Source organism: Paenibacillus sp. FSL R10-2788 (assembly GCF_038003885.1).
In the GTDB taxonomy this organism is placed as follows: Bacteria; Bacillota; Bacilli; order Paenibacillales; family Paenibacillaceae; genus Paenibacillus_AQ; species Paenibacillus_AQ odorifer.
Genome location: NZ_JBBOQA010000001.1, coordinates 62,625 through 87,530 on the forward strand (window position 1 = coordinate 62,625; position 24,906 = coordinate 87,530).

Here is a 24,906-nt window from a genome sequence, read left to right on the forward strand (position 1 = left end):
CATCTCTGATTTAGATTATGGCGAGTAGTTTAATAGTGCTATAGAATAGATTCTGCGACGATTTCTGAGAAATAACGGTTTCTTTTTTTAAAAAACGACGATTCGTGGCAGGATTTTAAGATGACATCAAGAATATCATAAAGACGAAATGACGACTTGCCCCATAATATGGCGGTGAATCTCGTTTCATTTATTTTTTCGTATCCTAGGAGGAACTTTAAATTATGAACAAGACAGATTTGGTAAACAACATTTCCGAGAAAAACGGATTGGCAAAAAAAGATGTAGAAGCAGTATTGAACGGATTCTTGGGTGAGATCACAGAAGCTTTGGCAAAAGGCGATAAAGTCCAACTGATCGGTTTCGGTACATTCGAAACTCGCAAACGTGCAGGACGTACTGGTCGCAACCCGCAAACGGGCACAACGATTGAAATTCCAGAATCAACTGTACCGGCATTCAAAGCTGGTAACAAGCTTAAAGAAGCCGTTAACTAATGCGTCTTGACAAATTCCTGAAAGTGTCCCGATTAATCAAGCGCCGGACAGTGGCCAAGGATGTGTCCGAACAAGGCCGGGTGCTGATTAACGGGCGGGAATCTAAACCAAGTAGTGCAGTTAAGATCGGTGACGAGATTACTGTGCAATTTGGACAAAAGCTTGTAACGGTCAAAGTCGAAAAGCTAGTCGAAACGACGCGCAAGGACGAAGCCGCTGGTATGTATACTCTACTTCGGGAAGAGCCTGTTGCCAAAAGCAGCGGATTGGACTGGTAGGAGTAACATAATGAATAGTAAAAAAGAAGGTGCAACTCTACAATATGTAAAGTTGCACCTTCTTTTTTTCTTTTTGTCTCTCTTATTTTAGTGGATTGGAATGTTCTATAACTTCTTCTACTGCCATAGATTAGAAGTAAGAAGGAGGGGTACATGCTATGATCGAGCCAGGAAAGGTAAATAAACAGCATGATCTGCACATGCGCAGTCGTAAACAGCTAGAGTTGACGGGCGTGCAAAATGTGGAGAGCTTTGATAGCGAGGAATTTTTGCTTCGTACAGAACTCGGCCATCTCACCATTCGCGGGAATCATTTACATATCAAAAATTTAAGTCTGGAGAATGGACTGTTGTCCTTGGAGGGCAATGTACATTCCCTGATTTATCTAGATCCCGGATCGCAGGGCAAAAATAAAGGTCTACTCGGTAAGCTATTTAAATGAATCCTGCAGTTCAGTGGCTGACGCTGTTCTACATGATATTGGCCGGGGTGACAATGGGACTGGCCTATGACAGCTACCGGGTGCTGTCGCTCAAGTTCAATTTTCCCAAATGGCTGAATGCCATGCTTGACCTGCTGTATTGGCTTTGTGCTGCTTTGTTTGTTTTTAGAATGCTCTATGCCGGAAATCAGGGGCAATTGCGATTTTATGTCTTTTTAGGTTTATTTCTAGGAATATGGATCTATTTTTTGATCTTCAGTGTTACGGTGCGGCGTTTTGTGTTAATGTTAATTCAATCGGTTCAGTATATGTGCAGATTGCTATGGAGACTTATGGAGATTATGATAGGTAAACCTCTTCGCTGGCTTTGGCGCCTTATTATAGGGTTGCTAGTGCTGCTAGGTCGTATTCTATTATTCATCCTTAAGCTTCTGCTGCGTCTAACGAAGCCAATTTGGGTATTACCTGTAAGGTGGATTTCTCCATGGTTATCACGGCTTAAGCATAGCGCCTGGATCGTGAAGATCACTGGATGGATTACCAAATGGCGGAAACGCTGACCTTTGAATTAGGGGGTACGCTGCATGAACAGATTCACTGCGGAAGAGAAAAGTAATCCTAGCAAAAATTCGGCCGCAGGCGCGAAGAGAAGAAGATTCATGTGGATTCTCTTTGTGGCAGTATTTTTTGGCTGGGCGGGTTATACTTACTTCAATCAAAGTGCAGTTATTGCGGACAAGGGCGAGCAACTCGCCAAGAAACAAAAGACTAGCGAGAGTGTCACGTCATCTTTGAATCAACTGAAATATGAAGTGTCCAGACTTAATGATGATGAGTATATTGGCCAATTAGCGCGTAAATGGTACAATATCTATCCTCAAGGGGAAACTCCTATTCGAACAGAGCAATCAGAGCAATAATACTGGCTAAAAGAGGCTTTTACTCTGTTGCCTTGCTTTGCTCTTTACTGTATAATCAAATCACCGCAGACAGGATGACCTTAATATTCGTCTGTATATTTTTAAGGGAGGATCATTTTATTCTATGGCAATTGAAGTGGGCACCAAGTTAGAAGGCAAAGTGACAGGCATCACGCATTTCGGAGCATTTGTGGATCTGTCAGGAGGTGTCACAGGTCTCGTTCACATCTCGGAAATCGCCGATAATTACGTCAAGGATGTTAACGATCATCTGAAGATTAGTGATGTAGTAACCGTCAAGGTGATCAACGTCGATAAGGACGGCAAGATCGGACTTTCCATTAAGCAGGCTGTTGACAAGCCAGCATCGGAAGTACGTCCGCCTAGAGCTCCAAGACCAGAACGTCCTAGCGGCGGAGACCGTTTCGGCGGCGGTGGCGGCAGTGGTGGAGGCGGCGGTGGATTCAATCGTGAACGGGGTGGGCGTCCATTTAAGCCTGCAGCCGGTAAACCTTCATTCGAGGATAAAATGTCGCGATTCCTGAAAGACAGCGAAGAACGGATATCTTCGATTAAGAAGAACACAGAAGGAAAGCGCGGAGGCCGTGGAGCCAAACGCGTATAATCCAATACCTGTACATCATAAATAACCGCAAGGGCATTTCGCCCTTGCGGTTTTTTTGTCGTGTCATATAAACTTGCCGACAGCATCCATGTCATTTTCACATAACTCTAGGGCAATCGCTGGCGAATGACCGCCAGGCTTGCGCCTAAAACTGCACTGGAATCAAGCTTGAGGAGAAGCAAACTACTGCGCCGCAAGGGATCGCTCTATTTTTTTAGGAATAATGAACAAAGGCTTTTTTGTCGGAAATTTCTTATGACTGTCCCTCCATTTCTGACAAACTTTCTCAAATGACCCGCTATATAATGAGAACCATAAATTCTTAAACGGGTGGTGTAGGGAAATGAGTAAAAGCAATGTGGTGAATTTGCCAGAGTGGACAAGAGTGGGAAGCGAAGATAAGAAGCAGAGACAAGCCTTAGGCACGCGTATTATAGCTTGGGGTCAGAAGCAGCGTTATATTCAGCTTATAACAGCGAAGAAGTGGATGCTTCTGTTAAGTTTTATGGGGTTTCTGCTAGGTAGAGCTATGATCCTGGACGAGCTGTCCCCTTTTGCTGTCGCATATTTTGCCGTCATTGTGTTTATGCGTCGAGACTCTATTTTACCTGTAGCGGGTGCTATTATAGCTGGAAGTCTCTTCACTCCGTTTCCGGGTGCCTTGGTTACTACGGCTGAACTGATTATCTTCTTTCTTGTTTATAGAGGGCTTGAAAGTTTCGAACGAATAGATTTGTCCTATGCACCCCTTATGGTATTCGTATCCTCGTTTATGGTTGGCCTGTTCAAGATTGTTCTCGGACCTTCTCTTTCCTGGTACCCCTTTATGATGACAACTCTGGATGCTTTACTTGGGTTTGTACTTACTCTTGTGTTCATTCAGGCACTTCCTCTACTAACTTACAAACAAAAGAGCAGATCGCTGAGGAACGAGGAGGTTTTATGCCTTATTATTCTGTTAGCCTCCGTAATGACAGGCCTTGTGGGATGGACCCTTAATGGTTTGTCATTAGAGCATATATTGTCTCGTTATTTAATTCTGCTCTTTGCCATGGCAGGGGGCGCTCCCCTCGGTGCAGCTGTTGGGGTGGTGACGGGGTTGATCCTTAGTCTGGCCGATATCAGTGCTATCTATCAGATGAGTCTGCTTGCTTTTTCCGGAATGCTAGCGGGAATGATGCAAGGTGGGCGAAAGGGTGCGGTATCTATTGGCATGCTGCTAGGATCAACGATCCTTTCCGTCTATTTTACGGGTCCGGGTGATATGATGGCCTCAACATGGGAGACCTGCGCAGCAGTAGTGTTGTTTCTAATAACACCTAAGGCGATGATATCAGCGATTGCAAAATATGTACCGGGCACGTCAGATCATAGCCGATCTCAACATGAATATGCCCGCAGGGTCAGGGATCTGACTGCAGAACGGGTCACTCAATTCTCACAGGTATTCCAACAGCTCTCCAGTAGCTTTGGTCAGATTCCACGTGCCGGAGAAGTGGGCAAATCGGATCGTGAAATGGAAGATTTTATGAATACGGTCACAGAAGGAGCCTGCGCTGGCTGCATTCGCCGTACTCACTGCTGGGATGCAAAATTCTATCAGACATATAGATACATGACAGATATGATGACAACTGTTGAGGAATGCCCTGATATTACGGCTGCTCAGCTGCCACCGGAATGGAGCCGTATTTGTGGCAAAACCGGTGAAGTGCTTGAGGTCATGAAGGGACAATATGATCTCTACCAACATGATATGCGGTGGAAAAGACAAATATACGATAGTCGGCAATTTGTTGCCGAGCAGCTGTCCGGCGTGTCACAGGTTATGGAAGACTTGGCCAAGGAAATTAAGCGTGAGGGGCAGGCCATGTATCGGCAGGAAGCGCAAATCCGCGAGGCTCTTGAGAAATTGGGACTGTCTATTCATGGCATTGAAATTTTAAGTCTGGACCCCGGACGCGTAGAAATAGAAGTAGTGCACGCTTATAATCGCGGTTTTGATGAATGCCGTAAAATGATTGCCCCACTCCTCTCCGACATTCTGGATGAGAATATTGCTGTCATGAGTGAGACGGCGGTTCATCCCCGGGAAGGACTCTCGATGGTTACCTTTGGTTCAGCCAAAGCCTTTGAGGTAAATACGGGTGTGGCAGTTGTTTCTAAAGGTGGAGATATGCTATCTGGCGATAGCTTCAGCACCGTAGAGCTTGGAAATGGCACCTTTGCAGTTTCCATCAGTGATGGAATGGGGAATGGTGAACGGGCAAGGATGGAGAGCAGTGCCGCACTCGGCATGTTAGAAAAGCTGCTGCAATCCGGAATGGATGAGAAGCTGGCTGTAAAGTCGGTCAACTCAATTCTTTTATTACGCTCCCCTGATGAATTCTATGCTACTGTCGACATGGCTTTAATCGATCAATATTCTGCGCAGACAACGTTTATGAAGATTGCTTCTGCACCAAGCTTTATCCGGAGGGGGAGTGAGGTCATTCCAATAACCTCTAGCAATCTGCCGATAGGAATCATTAAAGATATTGATGTGGATTTAATCAGTATGCAGCTTCGCCCCGGCGATATTTTAATTATGATGACCGATGGTATTTATGATGCGCCTGGATATGCCGTTAATAAGGAGATATGGATGAAACGGATGATCCAAGAGCTTGAGGGTGATGATCCTCAAGATTTAGCGGACAGCCTGTTGGAGAAAGTGATCCGTTACCAGGGCAATGAGATCCTTGATGACATGACTATTGTCGTCAGCCGTCTTGATCATTTCCATCCGGAATGGTCCAGCCTGCATATGCCGGGCATCGGCCGTATGGAGCGCCCGCGTACGGTAAGTTAGTTATTTTAGGTTTAGGTTTAGTAGGTTTTAATGTTGGGTACGCGCGAAGCGTCGTGTTGCTTGTATAGTTTAAGGCACGCGTAAGGCGTCGTGCTAATGGAGGCAGTCAAGGCGAGTCCGTGATGTGTAACTCGCCGGCCTCTACTATTCTCGTTTCAATGGTCGGCTGACTTGGGACGGAATCTGTAGATCTAAACTGTTTACTAGTGAAGGTATGGAACGGAGAGAAAGTTTGGAGCTGTAGAAGCGGAGCGTTCGCCTTTGTCCTCGGATTCCAACCGCGAGAAGCGGTTCTAATCAAGGAATCTGAGGACAACAGCGATCGAAAGCCCAAACATTTCTCGCAGCTCCCCTATTCACTAACCCCTCTGTTTTGATCTAGACTCCCACTTAACATCGACCGTTTGAAATCTCTCATTTCTGGATATGCTAGAAACAGAGGTTCAAACAAAGGGGGAGTTGAGGGTTATGAAGCAAATTATGCTCATTACTGACGGTTGTTCGAATGTAGGAGAAAGTCCGGTGTTGGCAGCGGCGCATGCCCTGCAGGAGGGAATCACCGTAAATGTGGTCGGTGTAGTTGATTATGGTACGATCGGTGAAATCGGCAGCCGGGAGATTGCCGACATTGCCAAGGCCGGGGGAGGCCTTAGCCGAATAGTCGGAACACCACAACTGGCGCAGACGATTCAGATGATGACACGCAAGACCGTGGTTCAGACGATCCAGCAGGCGGTTAATAAAGAGGTAAAAAAGATACTAGGCGACGGCTCACTGGATCAGCTGCCTCCTGTTCAACGTTCACAGGTTGTTACAGTTGTAGATGAACTGACAGAAACAACGCCGCTGCGCATTGCACTTCTTATCGATGCCAGTGCCAGTATGAAGCCTAAACTGGGTGCTGTGGAAGATGCAATCCGCGATTTGGCACTCAGTTTAGAAGCACGGGAAGGCAAGAGTGAGATCGCTGTGTTTCATTTTCCCGGAAATAACAGCAGTGAAGATGCCAAGCTTGATCTAGATTGGACGCATGACATGTCAGGTATTCGTACGCTATTCTCTAAATTACACATGAGAGGCGCAACACCGACTGGCCCAGCTATTTTCAAGGTGCTTGAACATTATCGTTATGATACACTGGATGAACATCGTGGACGCCGACTAAGCGATGACCACGACGAAAGAGAAGGGATGATTGGTGGGTATGTCGTCTAATCCGTCCTATCCTACTGGTACCTTAATTAACGGCAAATGGCGGGGTAACCGTTATGTCGTTGAGCGGATGCTGGGAAGGGGCGCGAACGGAACCGTATATCTTGTGCAAAGAGAAGGCAGACGGGAAAGGTACGCGCTAAAAATCGGATACGATACACTTGAACTTCAATCGGAGATCAATGTACTGACCTCGCTGCAATCGCGACGAAAGCGGAATGAACATCGGGCTCGTCGTGAGAATCCATTGTCTTCTTATTTTTTGGAAGCGGATGATTTTGCGAATGGGGATAATATCCCCTTCTATGTGATGAGGTATGTTGAAGGCAAACCGCTGCATCATTTTTTATCGAAAAACGGTCCCGATTGGTTAGGCCTGGTAGGTCTTGGTCTGCTTGAAAAGCTGCGTACACTGCATGAATGTGGATTTGTGTTCGGTGATTTAAAACCCGAGAACGTCATGGTATCGAAATACGGTGAAGTGGAACTGATCGACTTTGGGGGCACAAGCCCTATTGGTCGTAGTGTGAAGCAGTTTACCGAATGGCATGATCGTGGTTTCTGGAATGCGGGCAGTCGAATCAGCGATGAGGGTTACGATCTTTTCGCATTTGCTGTGCTGTGTCTTCGTTTGCTCAATGAAGAAGGGCTCAAAAAGGCAGCCTTACAGCTGCCGCAGACGAGAAGTGTGGACGAATTATTTAAGCTGGCTAGAAATTTACCCAATAAGAAACTATCCTCCTGGATTTGTATGGCGTTAAAAGGGGGGTTCTCAGGCTCTGCGGATGCTACTGAGGTCTGGCGAAACCATATTTATAACTCGCGCAGAAAGCGCCCGGATAGTATGGACACCCCCCGGTGGTTAAAAAATGCATTCGCATTGTCTTTGTTTTTGCTCGCCTTTACGATTTATTGGGTATTCCATTTTTGAACTCATACATATAGTTGGAGAGAGAGGGGGGCGCATATGGAGCAAATGAATGGACTGGTGGAGTCTGTATTGGAGTCAGCAGCCGAGCATGAGCTGTGGGCGCCCCATGACACCATTGTAGTCGCAGTTTCCGGCGGCCCGGATTCTGTGGCTCTTTTGCATGTTTTACATGAAATATCTTTAAAATTTATACCGCTTACCTTAATATGTGCTCATGTGAATCATGGATTTAGGCCGGAGTCGAAGGAAGAGGCAGAGCTCGTACGTGGTATGGCTGAAGAACTGGGACTGCCCTTTGAGTTTGCGGAATTCGATATTCCCTCCTTGGCTAAAGAGAGTGGACTTGGTCCTGAGGGTACTGCACGTGAGAAGCGGTACGAATTTCTGATTGATACGGCACACCGATATGGGGCGCGTTCTGTTGCTCTGGCTCATCATGCTGATGATCAGGCAGAAACTGTAATTATGCGTCTATTACGCGGAAGTGGCTTATCTGGACTGTCGGGTATCAAGTGGAAAAGAACAGAAAAAAAGGTGGAACTCATTCGCCCATTCCTACGTATTAACAAAACAGCACTTTTAGGGTTATGCCAAAATGAAGGTTTCACTTATGCTGAGGATGCCACCAATCTGCTGACGAAATACAAGCGGAATGCCATTCGTTTGGAAGTTCTTCCTTTTCTGGAAAAGTATAATGGCAGAGTGAAGCAATCCCTCGTACAGCTTGCGGAAATTGCGGGAGCTGAAGATGAGTATATGGAGACGTCTGCGGCAAAATGCTTTGAAGAGCTAGTTTCGGAAGGGGATGGGAAATACACCTTTAACAGAGCTTCATTTGCTGCCATACCCTCCGCTTTACAACGGCGTTTGATTAAACTAATATTAAATTATCTGTCGGCGGATTTATCTGCCCTTGATTTCCCCAAGATCGAAACTGTACGTCGGGGAACGCTGCAGAGCTATCCCACCACCTGGAGCTTGGATTTGGGTGGAGGCCTGACTTGTGTGCGGCAATATGATAGTATCTTGTTCTCGTCCAAGCCCACGACGCCACAGGCAAGCTATACATATCGTCTGTTTTTACCGGACTCTAAGCTTAAATTGGAGGAAATAGGTAAGGTGATGTCGATGGCGGTACTGGAGAGAGAACACTTTTTTGTACAGGGGGAGGATTATGGGAAGATGTCGGCTTGGTTTGACCGTGATGAACTGGTCTTTCCACTGACGATACGATCCCGATTGCCTGGAGATACCATAAGGATCATGGGATTAAACGGAAGCAAAAAGGTAAAAGATATTTATATTGATGATAAAATACCTGCTTCCGAACGGTCATTGATTCCCCTCGTTTGTGATGGTTTGGGCAATATCGTCTGGATTCCGGGCGTAAGACGCTCGATGCATGCCGCAGTAGGGCGGCACACGACCTCCGTACTTCTATTGTCTCTGGCAGAGCTGGATGACCGCGAAGAAACGTAATGGTCGAAGTAAGTCTTTCATAGTATAACTTAGGAGGTTTCGCAAGTTGCAAAACGATATTCAAGAAGTATTGATCACCGAAGAGGAACTTCAGCAGAAAATTAAGGAGCTCGGTCGAACACTGAGCGAAGAATACGCAGGTCGTACCCCTTTAGTCATTTGTGTACTAAAAGGTGCGTTTATATTTATGGCAGATTTGGTTAAAGCCATTACAGTACCTGTTGAGATGGATTTCATGGCAGTGTCCAGCTATGGAGCATCCACCAAGTCCTCTGGAGTAGTCAAAATTATTAAGGATTTGGATGTATCGGTAGAAGGCCGCGATATCTTGATCGTTGAAGATATTATTGACAGTGGTCTTACACTCAGCTATTTAATTGAGTTGCTCCGCAACCGGAATGCTGCTACTATCTCTGTGGTTACCTTGTTTGATAAACCATCAGGCCGCACTGTTAATCTTGAAGCCAGCTACACAGGCTTCGTGTTACCTGACGAATTTGTAGTAGGCTACGGATTGGATTATGCCGAGCGGTATCGGAACCTCCCATATGTTGGAGTACTGAAACCTGAGATTTATTCCAATTGAACTAAGGACTGCCTCGATCATACGGATCGGATACCCACAACTTCCTTTATTTGAGGTGTCCCAAGAGGCTATGGTACAATAACTTGAGTGTTGTGAGAGGAGGTAGGGGATGAATCGGTTCATCCGGAATTCTGGTTTTTATTTGATTTTATTTTTAGTCGTGGTGGGTATTGTCCAGTTTGTGAGCAATGGAAATGAAGCCGCCGATTTCCCTAGATACGACGAGTTACGGCAGGAGATCAAGAACAACAATGTGAAGGATTTGACGGTTCAGTTTGAGGGTAATGCCTTTCTGGTCACAGGCGAGTATAGAGAGCTGCCTGCCGATACTAAATCGAAAAGCTTCTCCACATATATTCCTCCTACAGATGCCGCTATCAATGAACTGATTCAAGCCAGTGATGTTAATGGGATTGAATTAACTCAGAAGAAAATGGAAGGTACCAGCATTTGGCTGACATTCCTTTCTTCAATTATCCCACTGGTAATTATGTTCATCTTGTTCTTCTTCCTGTTTAATCAGGCGCAAGGTGGCGGCGGTAAAGTCATGAATTTCGGCAAGAGCAAGGCTCGGTTATATAATGAAGAGAAGAAGAAAATCAGCTTTGAGGATGTTGCAGGGGCGGACGAAGAGAAGCAAGAGCTTGTCGAAGTCGTTGAGTTCCTGAAAGATCCACGCAAATTTGCAGCTGTCGGCGCACGTATTCCTAAGGGCGTATTGCTTGTAGGTCCTCCGGGAACAGGTAAAACATTGCTTGCCCGTGCGGTAGCAGGTGAAGCTGGCGTTCCTTTCTTTAGTATTTCCGGTTCTGACTTTGTGGAAATGTTCGTGGGTGTCGGTGCTTCTCGGGTACGTGATTTGTTCGAGAATGCTAAGAAGAATGCTCCATGTATTATCTTCATTGATGAAATTGATGCTGTGGGTCGTCAGCGTGGTGCCGGTCTTGGTGGCGGACATGACGAGCGTGAGCAGACGCTTAACCAATTGCTGGTTGAGATGGATGGATTCGGTGGTAACGAAGGCATTATTATTGTAGCGGCGACTAACCGCGCTGATATACTTGATCCGGCATTGCTTCGTCCAGGACGTTTTGACCGTCAAATTACGGTTGACCGTCCTGATGTGAAAGGCCGTGAAGCTGTACTTAAGGTGCACGCTCGTAACAAACCGCTTACGAAAGATGTAAGACTGGATGTTGTTGCTAAACGCACAACCGGATTCACAGGTGCTGATTTGGAGAATCTGCTGAATGAGGCAGCTTTGCTAGCTGCACGCCGTAACCGTAAAGATATTTCCATGATTGAAGTGGATGAAGCTATTGACCGTGTTATCGTAGGTACTGAGAAACGCAGCCGTGTGATCAGTGACCGCGAGAAACGTATTGTAGCTTATCATGAAGCAGGCCATACTATTGCTGGTTACTTCCTTGAGCACGCCGATATGGTGCATAAAGTTACTATTATCCCACGCGGACGTGCAGGCGGATACGTTATTATGCTTCCGAAGGAAGATCGGATGATCGTTACCAAGCAGGAGCTTTTAGATAAGGTTACTGGATTACTTGGTGGACGTGTTGCCGAAGAATTGTTTATTGGTGAGATCGGTACGGGTGCATACAGTGACTTCCAACAGGCTACGCGCATCGTGCGTGCCATGATTATGGAGTACGGTATGAGCGATAAGCTTGGACCTATGCAGTTCGGATCTTCTCAAGGTCAAGTATTCTTAGGTCGTGATATTGGGCATGAACAGAATTACAGTGACTCCATTGCTTATGAGATTGATCAGGAAATGCAGAACTTTATTACTTCGAGTTACGAACGTTGTAAAGATCTGTTGATCAAACACTCCAAAGAAATGCACTTGATTGCCAATACATTACTTGAGAAAGAAACACTTGAGCTTGATCAGATCACACAACTGATTGAACAAGGATTCCTTTCCGAGGATGGTAAACCAGAGGGTGGCGAAGGTGTTGCCCATGAAGTTGGCGAGCCTGTCATCGACAATATCGGTGATGTGCGAGTTCGCATTCAAGGCAAGCCTGAGGACGAACAGTCCACACTTCCTGACTTATCAAAGGATATCCCGAATAACCCTGATTCTGAGGGTAATGACGGTTCCGATGATGACAACAAAGGTGGGGGCACTAGCCTTACCTAATTGGGTCCACCATTCATATGATGTAAATTTATCCGGAGAACGTAACTGTTCTCCGGATTTTTTATTTTAATTTTTAAGGGATTCTATGCCTTAAAGCCTGTCCAGTTACATTGACAGGGGCTGGAACGTTGTGTACATTAGTGATTAATATTACTTACTATTTATATCAGCATGTTCATTTTTTCACCATGATGGCGCATGCCATTTGATAACATCATGTCGGCGAAAAGCCGCGAGGATTTAAGGGGGAGAACAATCGGTGGAAGCTCTGGCGCTTGAGCGCAAGCAGGAACAGAATCGAGAACTTCGTATACGTCTTGAACAGCTTAAAAAGGAACGAAACGCAATCATTTTAGCTCATTATTATCAGCGTGATGAAATTCAGGAGGTTGCCGATTTCCGGGGCGACTCTTTTTTACTCGCTCAGAAGGCTGCAGAGACAGATGCGGAAGTTATTGTATTCTGCGGTGTTCATTTCATGGGGGAAAGTGCAAAAATTTTAGCCCCGAACAAAACCGTCCTAATTCCTGATGAACGTGCAGGCTGTCCAATGGCAGATATGGTCAATGTAGACGGTTTACGTAAGCTAAAAGCTCAACATCCAAATGCTAAAGTAGTCACTTATATCAACTCGTCCGCCGAGATTAAAGCAGAAACCGATATTTGTTGTACCTCTGCTAATGCTGTGAAAGTAATCGAATCCCTTGACGCCGAAGAGATTATTTGGGTCCCAGATAAGAATCTTGGTCAATATGTACAAGATCAGACGGGCAAGAAGCTGATTATCTGGGAAGGCTATTGCAACACTCACGACATGTTGACCGTCAAAGATGTAGTAGAGATGAGAGCAAAATATCCAGATGCGGAATTTGTAGTTCATCCAGAGTGCCGTCCTGAAGTAGTGGCCATGGGTGACTATGTAGGCAGCACTACATCAATTCTGGAGTATTGCCGGAAATCGGATCGTAAGCAATTTATCGTTGGAACGGAAGATGGTACCGGATATCAGCTTCGTAAGGATAGTCCAGATAAAGAATTCCATTTTGCTACCAAATTTCTTGTTTGTCCTAATATGAAAGTTAATAATCTAAAAAAACTGGTGAAATGCCTGGAGACGATGAAGCCACAAATCTATGTACCGCCTGCTGTCGCCGACAAAGCCAGAACATCCCTAGAGCGCATGCTACAAGTCCGGTAGCATGCGCTACTCTTTCGTTGAAACAGGTGAAAAGCGGTCATGATTCCACAATATTTGGTTGATTTTGATCTTCGGGATATTCCTACGGTAAAGACAGATTGTATTGTTATTGGTTCAGGGATTGCCGGATTATTCACGGCTATTAAAGCCAGTGAAGATCGGCGTGTCATAATGATCACAAAGAAATCAGTAATGGAAAGTAATACTCGCTATGCACAGGGGGGGATCGCAGCTGTTATAGCTGAGGATGATTCCCCTGCTTACCACCGGCAGGATACCTTAATGGCCGGAGCAGGTCTTTGCTCCTCAACAGCTGTCGATGCACTTGTTAATGAAGGGCCGGAAGGCGTTCATGAGTTAATTCGCTTAGGAACTCTGTTTGATAAGGAAGATGGGGTACTGGCTTTGACTCAGGAAGGAGCGCACAGCCACCGCCGTATTTTGCATGCTAATGGGGATGCTACCGGTTATGAGATTGTTCGTGCATTGGCGGAACAGGTAGCGGAACATGAGAATATTGAGGTCTGGGATGATCATTATGTTATCGATCTCATCACTGAAGGTGGCGAATGTGTAGGCGCATTATTGCAGCGGCCCGGTGGTGGACGGTTGTTCCTGCAAGGGGATGCGACCATTTTGTGCTCTGGTGGAGCAGGACAATTATATCGATACACTACCAACCCTGAGGTAGCTACAGGAGATGGTGTAGCGATCGCCTATCGCGCTGGTGCTCATATACGAGATATGGAATTTATTCAATTTCATCCTACAGCACTTAGTTACCCAGGAGCTCCTAGATTTTTAATCTCCGAAGCTGTGCGTGGGGAAGGAGCAGTCTTGCGCAATATTAATGGAGAGCGGTTCATGGAGCGTTATCATAACCTGCTTGAACTAGCCCCGCGGGATATTGTAGCGCGAGCTATTGTAAGTGAAATGGAACTTACTAAATCAACGTTCGTTTATTTGGATATTACACATGAATCTCCAGAGATGGTGAAGCATCGGTTTCCCACAATATATGAGACATGTATGGGCTATGGACTGGATATTACAAGTGATTGGATTCCAGTGGCTCCTGCTGCGCATTATATGATGGGGGGGATTAAGACCGATCTGAATGGAGAGAGTACCGTCCCGCGTCTGTTTGCTTGCGGAGAGGTTTCCTCCACAGGCCTGCATGGCGCTAACCGTTTAGCTAGTAATTCTTTATCTGAGGCCATTGTATTTGGACAGCGTATTATTGATCGGATTCATGAGCTTTCCCCGCTGGACCGTGATGTTTTATCGGTTATCAGTAACGAGGGCCGTGTAGATTCGCCAACTCAAGCTATTGTGGAACGTCGTTTGAAGCTACAGAAGGTAATGGTTCGATATGCCGGACTACGTCGTAACGAAGAGATGTTACTTAAAGGATTAGATGAATTAAAACGACAGCTGCCAATCTTTGGATCAGCTTTGTCCAAACGTGAGGAATATGAATTTGCTAATATGCTGACCTGCTGTTTGCTTGTGACAGAGTCTGCTCTGGCACGGGAAGAGAGCCGTGGGGCGCATTACCGTGAGGATTATCCGCAGCGGGATGATGATCAGTGGCGTAAGCACCTGCTTCAAATTCGCGAACTGGGAATAGTGGAGGAATTAAGCGATGATGTTTAATGGTTACAATGAAGAACTAGTACAATCTATCAAGGCTTGGTTGCGGGAAGATGTTGGTTCCGGAGATGTAACCACGCAGATGACGATTCCAGTGGGCCATGAGTCCAAAGGGATTATTCATGCCAAGGAAGACGGGATAATTTGTGGCATCCCAATTGCAGAGCTGGTCTTTGAAATTGTGGATCCGGCGCTTAGTTTTACAGCCCTTGTCGAGGAAGGTCAAGCTGTAACCAAAGGGACTGTAATTATTGAGGTTGAGGGCAGCACACATGCGATTCTAACAGGTGAGCGGCTTGCGCTTAACTTGATGCAGCGTCTTTCGGGTGTGGCATCACGTACAGCTTCTTTCGTGCAGGTGCTGGAGGGATTACCGACTCGCTTAGTGGATACACGTAAGACAACACCAGGTCACCGGATGCTGGAGAAATATGCTGTTCGTATTGGTGGAGGCTTTAATCACCGTTTTGGCTTATATGATGCAGTTATGATCAAGGATAATCATATCAAAGGCGCGGGTGGTATTCGGCAGGCTGTAGGTCGTGCTCGGAAGAACATCCCGCATACGATGAGCATCGAAGTGGAGACCGAAAATTTAGAGCAAGTCGAAGAGGCGCTGGCAGCAGGTGCCGACATTATAATGCTCGATAACATGTCTAACGATATGATGAAGCAAGCCGTGGCTAGGATTAAATCCCAAGCTCCGCATGTTAAGACAGAGGCTTCTGGAAATGTATCGTTAGAAACCGTACGCGGGATTGCTGAAACGGGTGTGGATGTGATTTCTGTCGGGCGCCTTACGTACTCCTTCTCCAGTCTGGATATTAGTCTAGACCTTAATGCTAAGAAGGAAGGGCCTTTGTCATGATGCTTGCTGTCGATATCGGTAATACCAATATTGTTCTCGGTGTATATAGAAAACGCGAATTGCTGCATCATTTTCGGCTAAGCACTGCGCGCCAATCGACCGTGGATGAATATGGAGTAATGATACACAATCTTTTTCACATGTCAGGTATATCTGTCAAAGACGTTGAAGGTGTAATTATATCTTCGGTTGTTCCACCACTGGTTAAGACTATTGAGGATATGTGTATTAAATATATAGGGAAAGACCCATTGATTGTTGGACCAGGGATTAAGACGGGGCTTAACTTACGTTATGAGAATCCGCGTGAAATTGGCGCAGACCGGATTGTTAATGCAGTTGCTGCGATTGAACAATACAAATGTCCACTTGTGGTTGTTGATTTTGGTACGGCTACGACTTTTGATTGCATTGATGCAGGTGCTAATTATCTTGGTGGCGCGATAGTTCCTGGTCTAGGCATTTCAACAGAGGCATTATACCAGCGGGCATCTAAGCTGCCGCGAATTGAATTGGAGAAGCCTAAAAAGGTCATCGGACGTAATACGGTGCATGCGATGCAGGCCGGAATTATTTTTGGCTATGCGGGTCAGGTTGAGGGCATCGTTAAACGAATTAAAGTCGAGATGAACGCTCCCGAACTGAAGGTTATTTCGACCGGAGGCCTCGCCTCGCTAATTGCGGGTGAAACGGACTGTATCGATGAAGTAAATCCTATGTTAACGCTAGAAGGATTAAGAATTATTTACGATCGTAACCAATAAAGATAAAGAAGCCTAAAAAGGCGAAGAGATAGGAGGGCTATGCACCCAATGGAAAAAAAGAAGGATCGACTAATCCGCGGCACGGCTTTAAATGGTAAAGTGAGAGCGTTTGCTGTCCGCACAACTGAATTGGTTGAAGAACTGAGACGCAGACACGATACGTATCCAACGGCTACAGCCGCAATGGGACGTACAGTTACCGCTGCAGCCATGATGGGCGCTATGCTCAAGGGTAGTGAGAAGCTGAGTATTATGGTTAAAGGGAATGGACCGATCGGACAAATCGTTGCAGAATCCAATGCATTGGGAGAAGTGCGTGGTTATGTGCATAATCCACACATTCATTTACCGAGCAATAGTATGGGGAAACTGGATGTAGCTGGAGCGGTGGGAACTGAAGGGTTCATTGATGTTATAAAAGATTTAGGCATGAAAGAGCCATACCGAGGTAGTATACCTATTATCTCCGGGGAGCTTGGCGATGATTTTACTTATTATTTTGCGGTTTCTGAGCAAACTCCAGCTGCGGTTGGCCTAGGTGTACTGGTAGATACCGATGAGTCGGTAATTGTGGCTGGAGGGTTTATTGTTCAGCTTCTTCCTGGTCTGACTGATGCGGAGATCACAGAGATTGAAAAAGCTGTAGGGGCGATGCCTTCTGTAACAGCGCTTCTCGATCAGGGGCTGGAGCCAGAAGAAATGCTGCGCTACCTGTTGCCGGATGCAGTGGTTATGGATGAACTGGATATTAACTTTGCTTGTCAGTGTTCGCGTGAGCGGGTAGAGCAGACATTGGTTAGCTTAGGGCGGGATGAACTGGAGAGATTAATTGCAGAAGATGAACAGGCTGAAGTCGTATGCCATTTTTGCAATGAGGCTTATGTTTTCAATAAGGACGATTTACAGGTCATTTTAGAACAAGCGAATTCGTAGGGCATTGGGATGATGACGAGACAGGAACGCGCACTTCGCAATACGGTTATTATTCTAGCTGTTGCAACTTTAATGCTCGGGGGTCTATTATTCTGGAGTTTACGCGCCATGGCTCTTCTTAAAGGAGATACAACAGACAATGAATCACCGGATGTAGCGACTGCAGGCGGACAACCGATAACGGATCAGCAGTGGATGGATGAGCTCAAAAAAAAGCATGGAGAAGAAGTGTTAATCAGTATGCTTAACCATATTGTCGTGGACATGGAAGCTAAGGCTTTAGGAATTACCGTGACAGACGATGAGGTTAAGCAGGAACTGGCACGCACTATAGTTGGATACGAATCAGAAGCGCAATATTATGCTCAAATGCAATCTCAGCTGGGATTATCTCGTCAGGAAGTGTTCGCAGAGACAGCTTATCGTCTGTCCTTACAAGCGATAGCCACGGTGGGCATTACAATCAGTGATGCCGATATAGATGCTTATTTAGAGCAAAATGCCGAGCGCTTCGTTCCAAAAAAGGAAATGCAGCTTTCTATGATCAAGGTTTCATCCTATGAGGAAGGTCAGCAGGTAATGGATCGCTTGGAACAGGGTGAGGATTTCGCTGATTTGGCTAGGGAAGTGTCTATTGATGAAGAGAGTCGGCAGCATGGAGGCAGTTTAGGCAAAGTAGAGGAAGACGACCCTTTTTGGCCAGAGGGAATGTTAAAGACTGCGGCTGGATTGGATGTGGGTGATATAGCCGGTCCGATCGAGACAGGGGAATACTTCGCCATTATTCGCTTGGAGAGTATTCACTCTCCAGAAATGCCAGATCAGAAAGAAATTCGGGCGCTTGTACGTCAAGAGCTGGCTTTGGAGCAAGCCCCTCCCTTGCAGCAGGTGGAAAGCAATTTACGCAATAAATATGAGGTGTCAATAAATATTGACAACAGCCTGCAAGATTGATAATATGATATTAACGTAAACCCTACCGTTTTAGTCGGAAATAACTGACGGTGGTCAACAATTTAAACTCCACACACAGAAGCATAAAGTCACAATTTACGTTCTTATATCGCATTTATCATTCTAAGGAGGTTTTTGCTCATGGCTAAAGTCGTTAACAACGTAACAGAATTAATCGGAGGTACTCCGCTCGTTCGTTTGAATCGTCTGGCACAGGAAGGCTCCGCAGATATTTATTTGAAATTGGAATATCAGAACCCGGGATCAAGCGTAAAAGACCGGATTGCAATCAGCATCGTGGAAGAAGCTGAGCGTGAAGGTCTACTGAAACCAGGAGGTACGATTGTAGAAGCTACTAGTGGTAACACTGGTATCGGCCTGGCACTTGTAGCTGCTGCTAAAGGTTATAAGGCAGTTATCGTAATGCCGGAAACAATGAGCTTGGAGCGCCGTAATCTCCTTCGCGCATATGGAGCGGAATTGGTGCTGACTCCAGGATCGGAAGGTATGAATGGTGCGGTTAAGAAAGCAGACGAAATTCTGAAAGAGAACCCAAGCTATTTCCCATCCGAGCAATTCAAGAATAAAGCGAACGTGAAGATTCACCGTGAGACTACTGGACCTGAAATCATTGACGCTATTGAATCCATCGGCGGTCCTTTGGATGCTTTTATTGCAGGCATCGGAACAGGCGGAACGATCACTGGTGCGGGTGAAGTGCTGAAAAGCCAATATCCTGATATTAAGATCTATGCTGTGGAGCCTGCTGCTTCCCCAATCTTGGCTGGAGGCAAACCAGGCCCTCACAAAATCCAGGGTATCGGAGCTAACTTCATCCCTGAGATTCTGAACCAAGATATCTATGATGAAATCATCCACGTTGAGAATGATGAAGCTTTCGAAACTGCACGTCGTGTAGCTAAAGAAGAAGGCGTCTTGTCTGGTATTTCTTCAGGTGCTGCTGTATTTGCCGCACTTAAAGTAGCCAAAGATTTAGGCCCTGGCAAAAAAGTAGTAGTCATTATCCCAAGTAACGGCGAACGTTACCTGAGCACACCACTTTACAATTTCGAAGCGTAATTGTTTGCAATAACGTAAATCTATAAGAGTCTTCATACCACTTTTTTGGTGGTGATGGAGACTCTTTTCGTTGATTTAAAAGGAATTAGGTTCTGTGCATATATGCCGGGGTAGACGTGGTGATTTTATTATTGTTGAAAAAAGCTCTGGTTTTTGCAAAAAAACGCAAAAATCATAATAATTTCCTATCGCTGAGGGCTTTTCAATAATGCCTTAAGTACAGTATACTGACAGGCAATATACTACTGATGATTGGACAAAACTAAGCAAATGCTTACGAAGCAAGTTTTATTGCGAAGTGATGTCTACGAAGTAATGGCTTCATAAAACTAAGCATATGCTTACGAAGCGAGTTTTGTCTCGAAGATTAAACTGTAAGATGATGCTAGACAAAACTTTTAGGAGGATGGCTTTGGAAATCATAACAACCTGGAACGAGTGGGAACAATGGGCTGCTGAAGACTGGAGCATGTTTCCCTTGATTATAAAATCCCCCCGGTGCACAAACGAATTACCCGCGTCCTGGGAGAAAGCCTGGGAGTTAGCTTCCCAGTATTCTGTAGTTTTAGAAAGTGGTAAGGGTGGCTGTTATACGTACTTGGGCTTGAACCCTGTTTCGATATTGAAGGGCAAGGAGGATAATGCGGAAGTATTTAGCTTCCCTACTGAATCTTTGGAATCAGCATCAGTGGACGAGGAGAGGATACCTGAGGCAACAACACTACATGGACAACCGCTGGAGCTACTGCAGCAATGGATGTCGGATTTTACGTCACCTAAGTTAAAGGATGAAGATGTTCCTCCTTTTTCTGGTGGATGTATTGGTTTCCTTGGTTATGATGTGGTTCGTTCTTTGGAACGATTGCCGTCTCTTGCCCAAGATGATCCTGGTTTTCCTGATTATCTTTTTATGAGGTTTGACGAGATATGGATTTATGATCACGAAGAGCATGTGCTGTATTGTGCTGTTCACGTTCCAGTTCCAGCAGACTGTGGGATGGAAGAGCTGCAAAATCTTTATCTTGGCAGTATAGAACAGGCTGGACAAATGGTAGAGCAGTGGCAGCTGATATCTTCAGCTGCAGGATTGGATGATGAGGCTGTGGGCAGCATTGAGGCCCTTACAGTTTCATCAGGAGAGTGGCCGGGCATGGCTTCCGCTTTTTCGCCTGAGAAGTTTCAGCAGGCAGTGCTGGACGTTCAGGAATACATCCGCCAAGGTGATGTCTTCCAAGTGAACCTCTCGCTGCGCCAGGAGGCGCAGCTGAAGTCCCCGCCGGAGGATGTTTACGAGTGGCTGCGCAAGCTCAACCCGTCCCCGTACATGGGGCTCTTGCGGTCGCCCGGCTTCGCGCTGTCCAGCGCTTCACCGGAGCTGCTCGTCAAGCTGCACGGGGACAAAGTGAGCGCCCGGCCAATCGCTGGCACCCGGCGCCGGGGACTCACTCCCGCGGAGGATGCCGCCATGGAGGCGGAGCTTCGCGGGAGCGAAAAAGAGATCGCCGAGCATATCATGCTTGTCGATCTGGAACGCAACGACATCGGGCGTGTCGCTGCATACGGTTCCGTCAGCGTGCCGGAGCTGATGACGGTGGAGCGCTACTCTCATGTGATGCATCTCGTTTCGCAGGTAGAGGGCCAGATTGCGCCGGATAAAGACGCGTATGCGGTTATTGCAGCTTTATTCCCCGGGGGGACTATTACAGGGGCTCCCAAGGTAAGGACAATGGAGATTATTGAAGAATTGGAGCCGGTTCGACGTGGACCCTATACAGGATCGATGGGTTTTATTGACTATAACGGCAATATGGAATTAAATATTATTATAAGAACGCTGGCTGTAAAAGACGGGGTCGGATATATTCAGACAGGTGCCGGCATAGTGATCGATTCCGATCCCTACCGTGAATACCGTGAATGCCATAATAAAGCCAAAGCGGTAGTGAAGGCAGTACTCTGTAGTGAACTGCAGCAGGAATTGCCAGCTACCAGCGGAGCCGAAGGGGGAGTAGCACTGTGATCTTGGTCATCGATAATTATGATTCCTTTACGTATAACCTCGTACAGTATTTAGGTGAGCTTGGGGAAGAGGTTAAAGTGCACCGCAATGATGAAATTACCATCGAAGAGATTGAAAAGCTGGCACCTGACCATATTCTAATTTCACCAGGCCCGTGTACGCCAAATGAAGCGGGAATTAGTCTGGAATTGTTGCATCATTTCAAGGGGATCATTCCGATCTTCGGCGTATGCCTTGGACATCAAGCGATTGGACAAGCATTTGGTGGCAATGTCATCCGTGCTGAGCGTTTGATGCATGGGAAGACATCGCCTATTTACCATAACGGGACCTCAGTTTTTGAAGGTCTGGAGTCTCCATTTACAGCTACCCGATATCATTCACTGATTGTAGAGCGGGAGAGTCTCCCAGATTGCTTGGAGATTACGGCTGAGACTGAAGAAGGGGAGATTATGGCATTGCGCCATAAAGAATACCCTATTGAAGGTGTGCAGTTCCACCCGGAATCTATTATTACGGATCATGGTCATACGATGCTGCGTAATTTCTTGAAACGGAGAGCCGGAGAAACGGCATGAAATATATAGGATTTAACAATGGTGTCATTGACGCCCGAGAAACCGTGGTTTCTACCTTGGATCACGGCTTTTTGTACGGCATTGGCTTGTTCGAAACCTTTAGGACCTATGGGGGAGTTCCCTTTTTGCTGGAGCGTCATTTGAAGCGTATGGCAGAGGGTTGCAAGGCACTGGGCATTCCATTTGAAGCAGAAGCGGCACATCTACTTGACTGGATTAAGCGCGTTATGGACAAAAATGAATTAAAAGAAGCTTATATACGCTATACCGTAACAGCCGGTGAGGATATTCTCGGATTACCTGCTGGTGATTATCAAAAGCCTAATCATTTGTTGTACATCAAAGCGCTGCCGAAAGTACCAGATAAACTCTATAGTGAAGGCAAAGAGCTGCAGCTGTTGTCCTTGCGGCGTAATACTCCTGAGGGAACAGTGCGATTCAAGTCGCTGCATTATATGAATAACATTCTGGCTAAGCGAGAGCTTAGAGGGTATACTTCTGCGGCAAATGGTGCTGAAGGACTAATGCTGACGGCAGAAGAATTTATTGCCGAGGGCATTGTCAGCAACATCTTTTTTGTAAAAAACAACAGGCTCTATACCCCAGATCTTACAACAGGGATACTTCCGGGAATTACCCGGGAAATGGTAATGGAGCTGGCTCTTAGTGCAGGCCTTAGTGTTGAAGAAGGAACATATCACTGGGAGCAGTTAAAAGCTGCTGATGAAGTGTTTCTTACCAATTCCGTACAAGAAATCGTTCCTGTTACTGGGGTGTGGCACGGAGATGCAAGATTTACTATAGGTACTGGCCAGTGTGGAACAATTACTGCTGGCTTGATTTCATTATATAGAGATAGGACGGCGATTTCGAAATGAGACCAGTCCTCTTTAAGCGGACATACCGTTGTGGAAATACAGACTTGGAGTTAGGAAATCGAACATTGATTATGGGCATCCTTAATGTGACCCCGGATTCTTTTTCGGATGGAGGACTTTGGGATCATCCGGACAAAGCAGTTGAGCATGCGCTGCGTATGGCTGCAGAGGGTGCTGATATTATTGATATCGGCGGTGAATCTACTCGTCCTGGTCATCAACCGGTGGGACTTGAAGAGGAGTTAGCCCGTGTATTGCCTGTGATTGAGAGTATTCATAAGGCGGCACCTCACCTTCCGTTATCTATCGATACCTATAAAGCTGAAGTAGCCCACCAAGCTATAGCTGCGGGTGCCCATATCATTAATGACATATGGGGTTGTAAGGCCGATCCGGAAATGGCGGCAGTGGCCGCTGCTGCTGACTGTCCTATTATTTTGATGCATAACCGGCAGGACCGTAATTATACGAATCTGAGTGCGGATATGTCGGCTGACCTTAAGGAAAGTATTGATCTTGCGGTAGCCGCAGGCGTTAAGCCGGCCAATATCATATTGGATCCAGGTATCGGCTTTGCTAAGGATTATAATGAAAACCTGCAGGCAATGACGCTTTTAGACGGGTTGACTGAGTTAGGTTATCCGTTGTTACTGGCGACTTCCCGCAAAAAATTCATCCGCACGGTACTTGATTTGCCGTCTGATGATGTTGTGGAAGGCACCGCAGCTACAGTAGCTTTTGGGATAGCTCAGGGTTGCCAGATCGTACGTGTACATGATGTATCTCTGATTAAACGAACGGTTAAGATGTGTGATGCGATGTTGTATGCTGCACCTCCATTGGTGCGTGAATAGCTATATTTTACGAAAAAGGGCGGATTAATCATGGATAAAATGACAATGCATCGCATGGAATATTACGGATACCACGGTGTATTTGAGGAAGAACGTAAGCTGGGACAACGTTTTTACATTGATTTAGAGCTGGAGCTTGATTTGCAGGGTGCGGGCTTGAATGATGATTTGAGTCAAACCGTGAATTATGCTGAAGTTCATGAATTAGTCAAAAACATTGTCGAAATAAAGTCTTTTAAGTTGATCGAAGCTTTGGCAGAATATATTGCATCCTCCGTACTGGACACTTATACTGTTATCAATGCAGTAACGGTTAAGGTAACTAAACCCCATCCGCCTTTCGACATTCATTTTCAGGGAGTGACTGTAGAGCTGCGCAGAACTAGAAAGTGAGAACAAGGTCCATGAATATACATTCCACCTCTGAAGAATCAGAGGCTTATATTGCTTTAGGGGCTAATTTGGGTGACCGCGAGGGTACACTGTCAGAGGCTTTGAACAGACTGGACGCTCATGATGAAATATCTGTGGTCCGCTGCTCCAAAGTTTACGAGACAGAGCCAGTAGGTTATTTAGATCAGCCGCAGTTTCTCAATATGGCAGCAGCTTTGCGAACGACACTTGCGCCCGAGTCCTTGCTGGAAGTGATGTTGGGGATTGAAACGCAGTTGGGTCGTATCCGGGATATCCGCTATGGACCGAGAACGGTAGATTTGGATTTGTTGTGGGTTGAGGGTCAGGTGCTCGATACACCACATTTAACGTTACCGCATCCACGCATGTTAGAGCGTGCTTTTGTATTGTTTCCGCTCAGTGACATCGTTCCACAGAATGAACAATCTTCCGGACTTCGCAAGCTGATTACAGCAGCGCTTCAAGACATAGACGGGAAGGAAGGAATTCGGTTGTGGACAACAAGCGTTTGGGACGGAGGGTCAGGGCATTCCGTAAGCTAAAAGGGTATACTCAACAGGATCTTGCGGATCTTGCCGGAATTTCCTTGGCTGTGCTTGGTGCAGTCGAGAGGGGTAACAGACGATTAGAAGATCAAATTTTAGATAAAATTGCGAATGTCCTAGGGGTTACAACAGAAGAGCTTGTGGATCCCAACTCATAATTTTTAAGAATTAAAAGGCAGGA

At 46.0% G+C, this 24,906-nt stretch carries 26 protein-coding genes; all 26 read left to right on the top strand.

Annotated elements, in window-relative coordinates; all coding sequences use genetic code 11:
* Nucleotides 1-224 precede the first annotated feature (224 nt).
* Complete coding sequence (locus NSQ50_RS00285; protein ID WP_036678778.1) at nucleotides 225-497, top strand: HU family DNA-binding protein; 273 nt, start codon at nucleotides 225-227, stop codon at nucleotides 495-497.
* On the top strand, nucleotides 497-775 hold the full coding sequence (locus NSQ50_RS00290; protein WP_036678775.1) for an RNA-binding S4 domain-containing protein: 279 nt from the start codon (nucleotides 497-499) through the stop codon (nucleotides 773-775). The genes NSQ50_RS00285 and NSQ50_RS00290 overlap by 1 nt, the downstream gene beginning before the upstream one ends.
* 158 nt (nucleotides 776-933) lie before the next feature.
* Entirely contained in the window at nucleotides 934-1,218 is a 285-nt protein-coding gene (yabP, locus tag NSQ50_RS00295) for a sporulation protein YabP (protein ID WP_036678773.1), read from the top strand.
* Complete coding sequence (gene yabQ / locus NSQ50_RS00300) at nucleotides 1,215-1,778, top strand: spore cortex biosynthesis protein YabQ (protein ID WP_036678771.1); 564 nt, start codon at nucleotides 1,215-1,217, stop codon at nucleotides 1,776-1,778. Before yabP ends, yabQ begins: the two co-directional genes overlap by 4 nt.
* 24 nt (nucleotides 1,779-1,802) lie before the next feature.
* Entirely contained in the window at nucleotides 1,803-2,138 is a 336-nt protein-coding gene (locus NSQ50_RS00305) for an FtsB family cell division protein (protein WP_036678769.1), read from the top strand.
* Between the two features lie 124 nt (nucleotides 2,139-2,262).
* On the top strand, nucleotides 2,263-2,763 hold the full coding sequence (locus NSQ50_RS00310; protein ID WP_036678766.1) for a S1 domain-containing RNA-binding protein: 501 nt from the start codon (nucleotides 2,263-2,265) through the stop codon (nucleotides 2,761-2,763).
* Between the two features lie 343 nt (nucleotides 2,764-3,106).
* A complete protein-coding gene (spoIIE, locus tag NSQ50_RS00315; protein WP_036678764.1) occupies nucleotides 3,107-5,614 on the top strand; it encodes a stage II sporulation protein E in 2,508 nt (835 codons plus the stop codon).
* Between the two features lie 468 nt (nucleotides 5,615-6,082).
* The gene (locus NSQ50_RS00320) at nucleotides 6,083-6,829 is read left to right on the top strand and encodes a VWA domain-containing protein (protein WP_038568031.1); all 747 of its coding nucleotides are present in this window, start codon (nucleotides 6,083-6,085) and stop codon (nucleotides 6,827-6,829) included.
* The gene (locus tag NSQ50_RS00325; RefSeq protein ID WP_076225110.1) at nucleotides 6,819-7,757 is read left to right on the top strand and encodes a serine/threonine protein kinase; all 939 of its coding nucleotides are present in this window, start codon (nucleotides 6,819-6,821) and stop codon (nucleotides 7,755-7,757) included. Before NSQ50_RS00320 ends, NSQ50_RS00325 begins: the two co-directional genes overlap by 11 nt.
* A gap of 36 nt (nucleotides 7,758-7,793) precedes the next feature.
* A complete protein-coding gene (tilS, locus tag NSQ50_RS00330) occupies nucleotides 7,794-9,236 on the top strand; it encodes a tRNA lysidine(34) synthetase TilS (protein WP_036678759.1) in 1,443 nt (480 codons plus the stop codon).
* Nucleotides 9,237-9,282: 46 nt separating this feature from the next.
* Nucleotides 9,283-9,822 carry a hypoxanthine phosphoribosyltransferase gene (hpt, locus tag NSQ50_RS00335; RefSeq protein ID WP_036678757.1) on the top strand — a complete coding sequence of 180 codons (540 nt, stop codon included), beginning with the start codon at nucleotides 9,283-9,285 and terminating at the stop codon, nucleotides 9,820-9,822.
* A 109-nt stretch (nucleotides 9,823-9,931) separates the two neighbouring features.
* Nucleotides 9,932-11,986 (top strand): ATP-dependent zinc metalloprotease FtsH, encoded by a 2,055-nt coding sequence (gene ftsH / locus NSQ50_RS00340; RefSeq protein WP_038568034.1) that lies wholly within the window; start codon nucleotides 9,932-9,934, stop codon nucleotides 11,984-11,986.
* A 259-nt stretch (nucleotides 11,987-12,245) separates the two neighbouring features.
* Entirely contained in the window at nucleotides 12,246-13,184 is a 939-nt protein-coding gene (nadA, locus tag NSQ50_RS00345) for a quinolinate synthase NadA (protein WP_036678753.1), read from the top strand.
* A 39-nt stretch (nucleotides 13,185-13,223) separates the two neighbouring features.
* On the top strand, nucleotides 13,224-14,840 hold the full coding sequence (gene nadB / locus NSQ50_RS00350) for an L-aspartate oxidase (RefSeq protein WP_076105842.1): 1,617 nt from the start codon (nucleotides 13,224-13,226) through the stop codon (nucleotides 14,838-14,840).
* Nucleotides 14,830-15,705: a carboxylating nicotinate-nucleotide diphosphorylase gene (nadC, locus tag NSQ50_RS00355; RefSeq protein WP_036678747.1), complete on the top strand. Its 876-nt coding sequence runs from the start codon at nucleotides 14,830-14,832 to the stop codon at nucleotides 15,703-15,705. Before nadB ends, nadC begins: the two co-directional genes overlap by 11 nt.
* Nucleotides 15,702-16,469 (top strand): type III pantothenate kinase, encoded by a 768-nt coding sequence (locus NSQ50_RS00360; RefSeq protein WP_036678745.1) that lies wholly within the window; start codon nucleotides 15,702-15,704, stop codon nucleotides 16,467-16,469. Before nadC ends, NSQ50_RS00360 begins: the two co-directional genes overlap by 4 nt.
* Nucleotides 16,470-16,517: 48 nt before the next feature.
* Nucleotides 16,518-17,402 (top strand): Hsp33 family molecular chaperone HslO, encoded by an 885-nt coding sequence (hslO, locus tag NSQ50_RS00365; RefSeq protein ID WP_036678742.1) that lies wholly within the window; start codon nucleotides 16,518-16,520, stop codon nucleotides 17,400-17,402.
* A gap of 9 nt (nucleotides 17,403-17,411) precedes the next feature.
* Nucleotides 17,412-18,356, top strand: a complete 945-nt coding sequence (locus tag NSQ50_RS00370) for a peptidylprolyl isomerase (RefSeq protein WP_081386996.1) — start codon at nucleotides 17,412-17,414, stop codon at nucleotides 18,354-18,356.
* Between the two features lie 141 nt (nucleotides 18,357-18,497).
* On the top strand, nucleotides 18,498-19,436 hold the full coding sequence (cysK, locus tag NSQ50_RS00375; protein WP_036678737.1) for a cysteine synthase A: 939 nt from the start codon (nucleotides 18,498-18,500) through the stop codon (nucleotides 19,434-19,436).
* Nucleotides 19,437-19,842: 406 nt separating this feature from the next.
* Entirely contained in the window at nucleotides 19,843-21,456 is a 1,614-nt protein-coding gene (locus tag NSQ50_RS00380) for an anthranilate synthase component I family protein (RefSeq protein WP_076225103.1), read from the top strand.
* The gene (gene pabA, locus NSQ50_RS00385; protein WP_036678733.1) at nucleotides 21,453-22,034 is read left to right on the top strand and encodes an aminodeoxychorismate/anthranilate synthase component II; all 582 of its coding nucleotides are present in this window, start codon (nucleotides 21,453-21,455) and stop codon (nucleotides 22,032-22,034) included. The genes NSQ50_RS00380 and pabA overlap by 4 nt, the downstream gene beginning before the upstream one ends.
* Nucleotides 22,031-22,912 carry an aminotransferase class IV gene (locus NSQ50_RS00390; protein WP_036678731.1) on the top strand — a complete coding sequence of 294 codons (882 nt, stop codon included), beginning with the start codon at nucleotides 22,031-22,033 and terminating at the stop codon, nucleotides 22,910-22,912. Before pabA ends, NSQ50_RS00390 begins: the two co-directional genes overlap by 4 nt.
* Entirely contained in the window at nucleotides 22,909-23,766 is an 858-nt protein-coding gene (gene folP, locus NSQ50_RS00395) for a dihydropteroate synthase (protein ID WP_036678729.1), read from the top strand. Before NSQ50_RS00390 ends, folP begins: the two co-directional genes overlap by 4 nt.
* Nucleotides 23,767-23,796: 30 nt before the next feature.
* A complete protein-coding gene (gene folB / locus NSQ50_RS00400; protein ID WP_036678726.1) occupies nucleotides 23,797-24,159 on the top strand; it encodes a dihydroneopterin aldolase in 363 nt (120 codons plus the stop codon).
* Between the two features lie 11 nt (nucleotides 24,160-24,170).
* Nucleotides 24,171-24,722, top strand: a complete 552-nt coding sequence (gene folK / locus NSQ50_RS00405) for a 2-amino-4-hydroxy-6-hydroxymethyldihydropteridine diphosphokinase (RefSeq protein ID WP_036678725.1) — start codon at nucleotides 24,171-24,173, stop codon at nucleotides 24,720-24,722.
* Complete coding sequence (locus tag NSQ50_RS00410; protein ID WP_076099929.1) at nucleotides 24,674-24,883, top strand: helix-turn-helix domain-containing protein; 210 nt, start codon at nucleotides 24,674-24,676, stop codon at nucleotides 24,881-24,883. Before folK ends, NSQ50_RS00410 begins: the two co-directional genes overlap by 49 nt.
* Nucleotides 24,884-24,906 lie beyond the last annotated feature (23 nt).

Excerpts from the sequence above, each read along its gene's own strand:
- NSQ50_RS00285 (WP_036678778.1), top strand. The coding sequence starts at position 225 with ATGAACAAGACAGATTTGGTAAACAACATTTCCGAGAAAAACGGATTG.
- NSQ50_RS00290 (WP_036678775.1), top strand. The coding sequence starts at position 497 with ATGCGTCTTGACAAATTCCTGAAAGTGTCCCGATTAATCAAGCGCCGG.
- yabP (WP_036678773.1), top strand. The coding sequence starts at position 934 with ATGATCGAGCCAGGAAAGGTAAATAAACAGCATGATCTGCACATGCGC.
- yabQ (WP_036678771.1), top strand. The coding sequence starts at position 1,215 with ATGAATCCTGCAGTTCAGTGGCTGACGCTGTTCTACATGATATTGGCC.
- NSQ50_RS00305 (WP_036678769.1), top strand. The coding sequence starts at position 1,803 with ATGAACAGATTCACTGCGGAAGAGAAAAGTAATCCTAGCAAAAATTCG.
- NSQ50_RS00310 (WP_036678766.1), top strand. The coding sequence starts at position 2,263 with ATGGCAATTGAAGTGGGCACCAAGTTAGAAGGCAAAGTGACAGGCATC.
- spoIIE (WP_036678764.1), top strand. The coding sequence starts at position 3,107 with ATGAGTAAAAGCAATGTGGTGAATTTGCCAGAGTGGACAAGAGTGGGA.
- NSQ50_RS00320 (WP_038568031.1), top strand. The coding sequence starts at position 6,083 with ATGAAGCAAATTATGCTCATTACTGACGGTTGTTCGAATGTAGGAGAA.
- NSQ50_RS00325 (WP_076225110.1), top strand. The coding sequence starts at position 6,819 with ATGTCGTCTAATCCGTCCTATCCTACTGGTACCTTAATTAACGGCAAA.
- tilS (WP_036678759.1), top strand. The coding sequence starts at position 7,794 with ATGGAGCAAATGAATGGACTGGTGGAGTCTGTATTGGAGTCAGCAGCC.
- ftsH (WP_038568034.1), top strand. The coding sequence starts at position 9,932 with ATGAATCGGTTCATCCGGAATTCTGGTTTTTATTTGATTTTATTTTTA.
- nadB (WP_076105842.1), top strand. The coding sequence starts at position 13,224 with ATGATTCCACAATATTTGGTTGATTTTGATCTTCGGGATATTCCTACG.
- nadC (WP_036678747.1), top strand. The coding sequence starts at position 14,830 with ATGATGTTTAATGGTTACAATGAAGAACTAGTACAATCTATCAAGGCT.
- NSQ50_RS00360 (WP_036678745.1), top strand. The coding sequence starts at position 15,702 with ATGATGCTTGCTGTCGATATCGGTAATACCAATATTGTTCTCGGTGTA.
- hslO (WP_036678742.1), top strand. The coding sequence starts at position 16,518 with ATGGAAAAAAAGAAGGATCGACTAATCCGCGGCACGGCTTTAAATGGT.
- NSQ50_RS00370 (WP_081386996.1), top strand. The coding sequence starts at position 17,412 with ATGATGACGAGACAGGAACGCGCACTTCGCAATACGGTTATTATTCTA.
- cysK (WP_036678737.1), top strand. The coding sequence starts at position 18,498 with ATGGCTAAAGTCGTTAACAACGTAACAGAATTAATCGGAGGTACTCCG.
- NSQ50_RS00380 (WP_076225103.1), top strand. The coding sequence starts at position 19,843 with ATGGCTTTGGAAATCATAACAACCTGGAACGAGTGGGAACAATGGGCT.
- NSQ50_RS00390 (WP_036678731.1), top strand. The coding sequence starts at position 22,031 with ATGAAATATATAGGATTTAACAATGGTGTCATTGACGCCCGAGAAACC.
- folP (WP_036678729.1), top strand. The coding sequence starts at position 22,909 with ATGAGACCAGTCCTCTTTAAGCGGACATACCGTTGTGGAAATACAGAC.
- folB (WP_036678726.1), top strand. The coding sequence starts at position 23,797 with ATGGATAAAATGACAATGCATCGCATGGAATATTACGGATACCACGGT.
- folK (WP_036678725.1), top strand. The coding sequence starts at position 24,171 with ATGAATATACATTCCACCTCTGAAGAATCAGAGGCTTATATTGCTTTA.